Below are 9,584 nucleotides of genomic sequence, written 5' to 3' on the forward strand. Positions count from 1 at the left end.
CGTCATGGCGGGGCTCCGTCCGGGTTCCGTGGGCGGCGGACCGGCTCGGCGGGCGGGACGCCGGGCTCGCCCCGCAGCCGCGCCAGGTACTCCCGGCCGCGCGTCAGCTGCCCCGCCAGCTCCACGGCTCCCGGGTACCAGCGTTTCTCGTACTCCCAGCACAGCCAGCCGTCTGACGGTACGCGGGAGGTCACCTCGGCGAGCGGCAGGACTCCGTCACCGAGGCCCAGGGGCGTCAGGTCACGGGCCGAGGCCACGTCCTTCACTTGTACGTACCCCAGGTGCGGGGCGAGGCAGGACCAGGACTCGGGAGGCCGCTCACCGCCCAGCCAGGTGTGGAGTACGTCCCACAGCGCGCCCGCGCCCGGATGCCCGACCCGGTCCAGTACCCGGGCGGCGGCGGCCCCGGTGGGATGCGAATCGTGGGTCTCCAGCAGGATCCGTACCCCGTGCCGTTCGGCATACGGGGCCGCGGCGCGCAGTCTGCGGACGGCGTGGGCGTCCGCGTCGGCCCGGGGCAGGTTCCCGCCGCCGGGAAAGACGCGTACGTAGCGGGCGTCGAGATCGGCGGCGAGCCGGACCAGGGAGCGCAGCTCGGTCAGGACCGGCTCGTCCTCCCCGGCGGTGGCCACCTCGGCGTACCCGGCGACTGCGAGGACGGCGACTCCGGCGGCCACGAGGGTACGCCGGGCGGCGGCCCGGTCGCCGGCGGGGCTGTCGGGATGCAGGGGTTCCTCGGCATGGGCCCGCAGTTCGAGGCCGTCGTACCCGTGTTCGGCGGCGAGGGCGGCGCTGCGCGCGAGCGGGGTGCCCGGCAGGCCGAGCGTGGAAAAGGCGTACATCACGGCCGGTTCCCTTCGCGGGGCGGTGGCGCGGTGGACGCCCGCACCATCAGCTCGGTGGGCAGGGTGGTGATGCGGCCAGGGGGCGCCGGTCTGCGGCCGGTGACCAGCTGCGCCGCGAGCACGCCCGCCTCGCGGAGCGGGACTCTGACGGTGGTGAGGGCGGGCGAGGTGTCCACACTGAACGGCAGGTCGTCGAAGCCGGCGACCGAAACGTCCTCGGGAATGCGCAGGCCGGCTTCGCCCAGAGCCGCGGCGACTCCGGCGGCGACGGTGTCGTTGGCCGCCGCCACGGCGGTGAACGGGGCCCCGCGGCGCAGCAGTTCGCGGGTGGCGTCATAGCCGGCGGAGCGCTCGAAGCCGGCGTGCACGGTGAGCGGGGCACAGGCGTCGGGCAGGGCGGGGTCGTGCCGTCGCAGGGCGGCGGTATGTCCTGCGAGCCGCTCCCGGCTGGTGCTCAGACCCGGCGGGCCGGCGACGTAGGCGATGTGCCGGTGGCCGAGTGCCAGCAGGTGTTCGGCGAGGCGGAAGGCGCCCCCGTGGTCGTCGAACATGACGGTGGCCACGGGCAGCACGGCGGGCACCGGAAGCGGTGGTCTCCCGCACAGCACCACAGGGGTGCCTGCGAGCGCCATCCGGGTGATACGGGCGGCGAGCGCGTCGGTGTGGTCCGGCTTCTCGACCGCTCCGCCCGTCAGGACGACTCCGCCTGCCCGCTGGCCCTCCAGCAGGGAGAGGTAGTCGAGTTCGGCCGAGGGGGCGCCTTCGGTGTTGCAGACGACGGCGAGTCTGCGGCCGTCTCCTCGGCCGGGCGGCGCGAGCGCCTTCTGGAGGGATCCGGCGAGGATACCGAAGAAGCTGTCCGCGACGTCGTGGACGAGTACGCCCACGAGGTCGGAGGTGGCGGCCGCGAGGGCCCGGGCCGGGCCGTTGGCGATGTATCCGAGATCTTCGATGGCCCGTTCCACCCGGGTCCGGGTGGATCCGGCCACCGGGTGGCCGCCGTTCAGTACACGCGAGACCGTGGCGGGCGAAACGCCCGCGTGCGCCGCGACCTCGGCGAGAGTCACCGCCATTTCGCACCCCTCCTTCTGCCCCGCACTCGATGCCGGGCCGTCGTCTCATCCGTCGTGATCTCAGTCTGCCGCATTAGGAAAGCGCTTTCCATCACCCGTACGGGTGTTGTGCCTGACATTGTGTCAGGCCTAGCCTGATGCGAGTGAAAGCGCTTTCCATCAAGGAGATGTCCCATGGAAGACAAGGCAGTCGCCAAACCACACGGCTCAGTGCGGACGATCAAGATCGCCATGAACGGCGTGACCGGCAGGATGGGATACCGCCAGCACCTGGTGCGCTCCGTCCTCGCACTGCGGGAGCAGGGCGGCCTGGACCTGGGAGACGGCACCGTGCTCCGCCCCGAGCCCGTGCTGGTCGGCCGGCGGGAGGCGGCGCTGCGGGAGATCGCCGACAGGCACGGGCTCGAACACGTCAGTACCGACCTGGCCGAGGTGCTGGCCGATCCCGACGTGGAGGTCTATTTCGACGCGCAGGTGACCAGTGCCCGGGAGGCGGCCGTCCGTCAGGCCCTCTCGGCGGGCAAGCACGTGTACTGCGAAAAACCGACCGCGCTGTCCTTCGCGTCCTCCCTGGAGCTGGCGCGGCTGGCGGAGGCGGCCGGAGTGAAACACGGCGTGGTCCAGGACAAGCTGTTCCTGCCGGGTCTGCTGAAGCTGAGGCGGCTGGTCGAGGGCGGCTTCTTCGGGGAGGTCCTCTCCGTACGCGGGGAGTTCGGCTACTGGGTGTTCGAGGGAGACTGGCAGCCGGCCCAGCGGCCCTCGTGGAACTACCGCGCACAGGACGGCGGCGGCATCACCGCCGACATGTTCCCGCACTGGGAGTACCTGCTGCACGAGCTGTTCGGCCGGGTGCGCTCGGTGCAGGCCCTCACCCGTACGCACATCGGGCGCCGTTGGGACGAGGAGGGCAAGCCGTACGAGGCGACCGCGGACGACGCGGCGTACGGCGTCTTCGAACTGGAGGGCGGCGCCGTCGCACAGATCAATTCCTCCTGGTCCGTCCGGGTCCACCGCGACGAGCTGCTGGAACTGCAGGTGGACGGGACCCACGGTTCGGCGGTGGCGGGGCTGCGCTCCTGTCGGATCCAGCACCGGGCGGGGACACCCAAGCCCGTGTGGGATCCGGATCTTCCACAGACCGAGTCCTTCCGCTCCCAATGGCAGGAGGTACCCGACAACACCCCGGCGGACAACGGTTTCAAGGCCCAGTGGGAACTGTTCCTGCGCCATGTCGTCCGGGACGAGCCCTGGCAGTGGGACCTGCTGGCCGGGGCGCGCGGGGTGCAGCTGGCCGAGCTCGGGCTGCGGTCCTCGGCGGAGGGCCGCCGGCTGCCGGTCCCCGAGGTGGTCCTGTGAACGTCATCCTGTTGCCCACCGCTGAGGGCGGCTCCCGCGCGTACCGGCCCAACCCCGACCCGCTCCCCCCGCTGACCTGCGGCCCGGCCCGGAGCCGGGTGTTCTACGCGGCGGCCCACGTCGTGGCCGATCCGCTCGCCGCCTGCGCCGAAGGGCGGCCCGAGGCCGACTGGGAGACCACGCTCGCCTTCCGGCACCGGCTGTGGGCGCTGGGGCTCGGAGTCGCGGAGGCGATGGACACCGCCCAGCGCGGGGCGGGCCTCGACTGGCCGGCTGCGGCCGAGCTGATCCGCCGCTCGACGGCCGAGGCGCGGGCGGTGGGGGGCCGGATCGTCTGCGGCGTCGGGACCGACCAGCTGGCAGCGGCCGGTGACCATTCGCTCGCCGACATCACCGCCGCGTACGAGGAACAGCTCGCACACAGCGAAGCGTGCGGGTCGGGGGCCGTGCTGATGGCGTCCCGGGCACTCGCCAGGGCGGCCCGGGGCCCGGAGGACTATCTGGAGGTGTACGGGGAGTTGCTCCGGCAGAGCGCCAGCCCGGTCGTACTGCACTGGCTGGGCCCGGTGTTCGATCCGGCGCTGACCGGCTACTGGGGACACGAGGACCCGGAGGAGGCCACCGAGGTCTTCTTGAAGGTCATCGCCGAGTATCCCGGGAAGGTGGACGGGATCAAGGTCTCGTTGCTGGACGCGGGCCGGGAGGTGGACATCCGGCGCCGGCTGCCGGCGGGCGTGCGCTGCTACACGGGTGACGACTACCACTACCCGGAACTGATCGGCGGGGACGGCGGGCCGGCGAGCGACGCCCTGCTGGGGGTCTTCGATCCGATCGCCCCGATCGCGGCGCGGGCGGCGGGCGCACTCGACCGGGGCGACTCGTCGGCCTTCCGGGAACTGCTGGATCCCACGGTGCCACTGGCACGGCACCTGTTCGCGCCGCCGACCCGCCACTACAAGACGGGGGTGGTGCTCCTGGCCTGGCTGGCCGGCTTCCAGGAGCACTTCACGATGCTGGGCGGGTACCAGTCGGCGCGCTCTCTTCCCCACCTGGCCACGGCATACGAACTGGCCGACCGGCTGGGCCTGTTCCCCGATCCGGGGCTCGCCGAGGCCCGGATGCGGCAGTTGTTCGCGGTGTACGGGGTGGCGTCGTGAACCGGGCGCCGGCTCCTGCCCGGTTCAGCCTCAACCAGGAGACGGTCCGGCAGTGGTCGCTCCCCGAGCTGGTGCGCGGCTGTACGGCGGCCGGCGTGGGGGCGGTCGGCCTGTGGCGTGAGCCGGTACGGCGCTTCGGGGTGCGCAAGACGGCGAAGCTGGTCGCCGGGGCGGGGTTGCGCGTCAGTTCGCTGTGCCGGGGCGGGTTCTTCACGGCCGCCGACCCGGTGGGGCGGACGGCGGCCCTCGAGGACAACCGACGGGCGGTCGAGGAGGCCGCCGAGCTCGGGGCGGACACCCTGGTCCTGGTCTCGGGCGGGCTGCCCGGCGGGGACCGTGACCTGGTCGGTGCGCGCGAGCGGATCGCCGACGTCCTGGCCGAGCTGACGCCGTGGGCCGCCGGGCACGGGGTGCGGTTGGGCATCGAGGCCCTCCATCCGATGTTCGCGGCGGACCGCTGCGTGGTCTCCACGCTGGGCCAGGCACTGGACCTCGCCGAGCGGTTCCCCGCGGAGCGGGTCGGGGTGGTGGTGGACGCCTATCACCTGTGGTGGGACGAGCGGCTCCCGGCGGACCTGCGCCGGGCGGGAGCGGGCGGCCGGATCGTGTCGCTCCAGGTGGCCGACTGGGTGACCCCGCTGCCCGAAGGGGTGCTGCTGGGGCGGGGGCAGCTCGGTGACGGCTGCATCGATCTCCGGGGACTGCGCGAACTGGCCGATGGGGCGGGCTACCGCGGGCCGGTCGAGGTGGAGATCTTCCATCCGGGGCTGTGGGCCCGGGATGGATCCGAGGTACTGCGGGAGGTGATCGAGCGATATCGCGAGCACGTCGCGTGAGGTGTGGGCCGCATGGCGCCGCCCGGGTCCGGCAGGTGGGGTGGGCGCCATGCGGAAAGAGCCGTGCAGTGGGGGCCGGCAGCAGGCAGAAGCAGACGGCGAATGCCGGAAAAGGAGAAAGCGATGACAGACCCATGGAGCCGGCGCGCCTTCCTCTCCACGGCGGGCGGAGGTGCGCTGTGGCTCGGCGTCCCGCGCGCGCGTGCCGGGGCCGGGCCGGTCGCGGGCACGGAGACGTACGAGACGATGCGCTCGGTGTGGCGTGGGCTCTACCTTGGCGGCGGCTTCCCCACGACGACCGAGCCCTTCCGGTCGCGGCTCGCCGAGCTCGGCGGGCAGGCCGACGGCTGGCGCGCCGCCATGGCTCCGGCTCCGAATGCGCTCTGGCCCGATCTGGGGTTCGCCACCGATCCCGAGATGATGATGCAGAGCTACTACCGGCTGCGCACGATGGCGGAGGCCTACGTCCGGCCCGGCACTGGACACACCGGCGAGGCGGCGCTGATCACCGCGCTGCTGACCGGGCTCGATCATCTGCACTCGGAGGTCTACCACGCGGGCCAGGTGCCGTACGGCAACTGGTACTGCTGGCAGATCGGCGCGCCGCAAGCGCTGCTCGACCTCTGCGTCCTGCTCGAAGCGGACCTGTCACCGGCCCGGATCGCCGGTTCCTGTGCGGCGGTGGACCATTTCGTGCCCGATTCGGTCGTCGCCTCCTACAGCGGGACGAGTACGGGAGCGAACCGGGTGGACCTCTGCCGCGTCCTGGCCCTGCGCGGGGTGGCCGGCTCCGAAGCGGCGAAGATCGCCCTGGCCCGGGACGCGCTCGCGCCGGTCTTCCCGTACGTCTCCTCCGGCGACGGGCTCTACCGGGACGGTTCCTTCGTCCAGCACACCTGGGTGCCCTACACCGGTACCTACGGAGCAGTGCTCCTCGGCGGCCTCGGCATGTTGTTCGCCCTGTTGCGGCAAACCCCCTGGGAGGTGACCGACCCGGGCGCGCAGATCGTGTTCGACGCCGTCGAGCGGGCCTGGGCACCGTTCCTGTTCAACGGGCTGGTCATGGACGCGGTATCCGGCCGGGCGGTCAGCCGGGGCCTGTCCGCCCTGGATGCCCGGCCGATCCAGCAGGACGACCACGCGCGGGGCCACGCGGTGCTGGCCGGGATCCTGCTGCTGGCGGAGGGGGCGAGCGGCGCCGAACGGGCTCGTTGGCGGGGGCTGGTCAAAGGGTGGATGGCCCGGGACTACTACGGCCCGCCGATGGCGGACCGGACCCTGGGGCTGTCCGCCCTGGCCAGACTGGCGGAGGTGGAAGCCGATACGACGGTGGCGGGACTGCCCGAACCGGTCGGCCACCGGCTGTTCGCGTCGATGGACCGGGCCACGCACCGGCGGCCGGGCTGGGCGGCCTCGCTTTCCATGGCGTCGAGACGGATCGCGCACTACGAGACGGGCAACGGGGAGAACCTGCGTGGCTGGCACACCGGGAGCGGGATGCTCTCCTGGTGGGGCTCCACGTACGGCAACGGCCAGTATGCGGACGCCTTCTGGCCCACGGTGGACCCCTACCGGCTGCCGGGGACCACCGTCTCGCGGCGGGCGCTGGCCGACGGCGCGGGAGGCGACTGGGGCGCCTCGCGGCCGGACGCGGCGTGGGTGGGCGGCACCACGGACGGGGAGTTCGCGTCGGTCGGCCAGCACCTGCGCGGTCCCGGCAGCACGCTGACGGCACGGAAATCGTGGTTCTTCCTGGCCGACACCATCGTCTGCCTGGGAGCGGGGATCGGTTCGACGGACGGGGTACCCGTCGAGTCGGTCATCGACAACCGCAACCTGGGCGCGGCGGGTACGCATGCCCTCACCGTCGGCGGCACGGTACAGCCGGCCGTCTTGGGCTGGTCGGCTTCCTTCCCCTCCCCCGGCTGGGCCCACGTGGCGGGCTTCGGCGGGTACGTGATGTCCGGCCCGGCCGCGTTCAAGGCCCTCCGGGAGGCGCGGACCGGCCGGTGGAGCGACGTCAACCGGGGCGGCGCCACGACCGCGCTGACCCGGCGCTACCTCACCCTCTGGTACGACCACGGTACGGATCCGGTGGCCGCCGGATACGTCCACCAGATGCTCCCGGGAGCCACGGCGTCGCAGACGGCCGCCCGGGCCGCCTCGACGGGCTGGCTACGGGTCCTGGCCAACACCGCTGCGGCCCAGGGGATTTCGGTGGGCCCGCTGGGTTTCACGGGCGTCAACTTCTGGCAGGCGGGGACGGTCGGGGCACTGGAGGCGAACGGCGCGTGCTCGGTCACGGTGCGGGAGAGACCCGACGGCACTGCCGTCCTGTCGGTCGCGGACCCGGCCAGGGTGCTGACCGCGCTGACCCTGGTGTGGGACCGGCCGGTGGCAGCGGTGCTGTCCCGGCCGCCGAGCGTGGTATCGGCGGCGCCGGGTGCCCGGCTCCGGCTCACCTTCGGGGATCTCACCGGAGCGGCGGGCGCCGGACAGGAGGTGGTGGTACGGCTGCCCTGAAGCTCCGTGCGCCCCCACCCCGCCGCCGTCGGGCCCGGAGCTGAGCCGAGCCGGTCACACCCCGGGCCGCCGGAGCTCGGGGGCGTGGGGCGGTACGGGTGGGGGCAGTGGCGTGGCATAGCGTGCCCTGCATGGAACAGGAGCAGACGGCCGGGGTGGCCGAAGGGGCAGGCAGGCGGCGGTTCCTGGTGATCGCCGCGACCGGGGCGGCCACCGCCGGGCTGGGGACGCTGACCGGCTGCGGGAGCGGCGGCGGCGCGCCCGAGGGGCCGGCGCCCAGTGGCTCGGCGTCCGCCGCGGCGGGCACTGTGCGGGGGTTCGACGTCAAGGCGGAGAACGCCCGGCCCGGCCACGCCGACTGGCGCGTGACCAAGGCGGGACCCGCACGCGCCATCGAGGGCTTCGCCGACAAGGTCAGCGTCCTGTCGGGCGAAGCGTTCGGCCTCCACGTGTCCACCACCGCGCCCCGCTTCACCGTTTCCGCGTACCGCATGGGCTGGTACGGCGGTGCGCGGGCCCGGCTGGTGTGGCGTTCGCAGGCGCTGACCGGGGTCCGGCAGCCCGAGCACACCGTCGACTCCGCGACCCGCATGGTCCGTACCCACTGGTCCCGCACGGCCACGGTCGAGACGAAGGACTGGCCCGAGGGCTGCTACCTGCTGCGGCTCGACGCACAGGGCGGCGAGGGCCAGCGCTACGTACCGCTCACCGTCCGCTCGCCGGCCACGGCCGGACGCACCGTCATCGTGAACGCGGTGGCGACCTGGCAGGCCTACAACCGCTGGGGCGGCTACGGCAGCTACGACGGCCCGAACGGCGGGTACGCAACCCGCTCGCTGGCCGTGACCTTCGACCGGCCGTACGAGTACGACGACGGTGCGGGCCTGTTCCTGGTGTACGAGGCGCCGCTGGTCGCCCTCGCCGAGCGGCTCGGCGTCCCCCTCGCCTACGCGACGACCACCGATGTCGCACGGGACAAGCGGCTGCTGGAGGGGGCCGCCGCGGTGCTGTCACTCGGCCACGACGAGTACTGGTCGCCGGAGCAGCGGGTGCACTTCACCGCCGCCCGCGACGCCGGGACGAACGTGGCCGTCCTCGGCGCGAACTGCTGCTTCCGCCGGATCCGGCTGGAGGCGTCCGACCTGGGCCCGGACCGCACGGTGGTCTGCTACAAGTCCTCCTACGAGCAGGACCCGGGCTTCCGCCGCGGCCATCCGGCCACGGTCGACTTCCGCTCGCCTCCCGCCGCCGACCCGGAGAGTTCCCTGCTCGGCGTGATCTACGACGGCTACCCGGTGGACGCCCCGTACGTCGTGACCAATCCCGTCCACTGGCTGTTCGAGGGCACCGGGGTGAAGGCGGGGGACGGCTTCCCGCATCTGGTCGGCGTCGAGTACGACAAGGTCAGCACCGATTTCCCGACGCCCCGCCCGATCGAGATCCTCGCCCACTCCCCCGTCGTCTGCGAGGGCCGCCCCAGCCACCAGGACACGGCGTACTACACCGTTCCCAGTGGTGCGGGCGTCTTCGCCACGGGGACGATGCGCTGGATCGAGGCGCTCGACGCGACGGGCGACGGGCGCAGCGGGGCCAACCACGGTCTGGACGCCCGCGCGGGCGCGCTGACGACGCGCGTGACGGAAAACCTGCTGCGCGTCTTCGCGGCGGGCCCGGCCGGTCGCACGCACCCCGCCCGCGACAACGTCGAGGCGGTCTACGGGCGTTCCTGAACCCTCCCGTCCCGGAGGTGGGTTGCCGTGAACGCCGGACGCCCGGCCCGGAGCAGGTCCGGGC

The 9,584-nt window shown here is 73.2% G+C and carries 7 protein-coding genes; 5 read left to right on the plus strand and 2 right to left on the minus strand.

The features are described from left to right. Window positions 1–2 precede the first annotated feature (2 nt). Both ACWGH1_RS16775 and ACWGH1_RS16780 read right to left on the minus strand, forming a co-directional pair. Complete coding sequence (locus ACWGH1_RS16775) at window positions 3–845, minus strand: sugar phosphate isomerase/epimerase family protein (protein ID WP_453353222.1); 843 nt, start codon at window positions 843–845, stop codon at window positions 3–5. Beyond that, complete coding sequence (locus tag ACWGH1_RS16780; protein ID WP_453353221.1) at window positions 842–1,918, minus strand: LacI family DNA-binding transcriptional regulator; 1,077 nt, start codon at window positions 1,916–1,918, stop codon at window positions 842–844. The genes ACWGH1_RS16775 and ACWGH1_RS16780 overlap by 4 nt, the downstream gene beginning before the upstream one ends. A gap of 174 nt (window positions 1,919–2,092) precedes the next feature. Here ACWGH1_RS16780 and ACWGH1_RS16785 point away from each other — a divergent pair, with 174 nt between their 5' ends. The 5 genes from ACWGH1_RS16785 to ACWGH1_RS16805 all read left to right on the plus strand — a co-directional run bounded on the left by ACWGH1_RS16785 (window position 2,093) and on the right by ACWGH1_RS16805 (window position 9,520). After that, complete coding sequence (locus tag ACWGH1_RS16785) at window positions 2,093–3,274, plus strand: Gfo/Idh/MocA family protein (protein ID WP_453353220.1); 1,182 nt, start codon at window positions 2,093–2,095, stop codon at window positions 3,272–3,274. Beyond that, window positions 3,271–4,431, plus strand: a complete 1,161-nt coding sequence (locus ACWGH1_RS16790; protein ID WP_453353219.1) for a dihydrodipicolinate synthase family protein — start codon at window positions 3,271–3,273, stop codon at window positions 4,429–4,431. The genes ACWGH1_RS16785 and ACWGH1_RS16790 overlap by 4 nt, the downstream gene beginning before the upstream one ends. Continuing rightward, complete coding sequence (locus tag ACWGH1_RS16795) at window positions 4,428–5,267, plus strand: sugar phosphate isomerase/epimerase family protein (protein WP_453353218.1); 840 nt, start codon at window positions 4,428–4,430, stop codon at window positions 5,265–5,267. The genes ACWGH1_RS16790 and ACWGH1_RS16795 overlap by 4 nt, the downstream gene beginning before the upstream one ends. 123 nt (window positions 5,268–5,390) lie before the next feature. Next, window positions 5,391–7,790: a polysaccharide lyase 8 family protein gene (locus ACWGH1_RS16800; RefSeq protein WP_453353217.1), complete on the plus strand. Its 2,400-nt coding sequence runs from the start codon at window positions 5,391–5,393 to the stop codon at window positions 7,788–7,790. A gap of 131 nt (window positions 7,791–7,921) precedes the next feature. After that, a complete protein-coding gene (locus tag ACWGH1_RS16805; protein WP_453353216.1) occupies window positions 7,922–9,520 on the plus strand; it encodes a N,N-dimethylformamidase beta subunit family domain-containing protein in 1,599 nt (532 codons plus the stop codon). Window positions 9,521–9,584: the final 64 nt, after the last annotated feature.

The organism is Streptomyces sp. NPDC054883, from assembly GCF_053610645.1.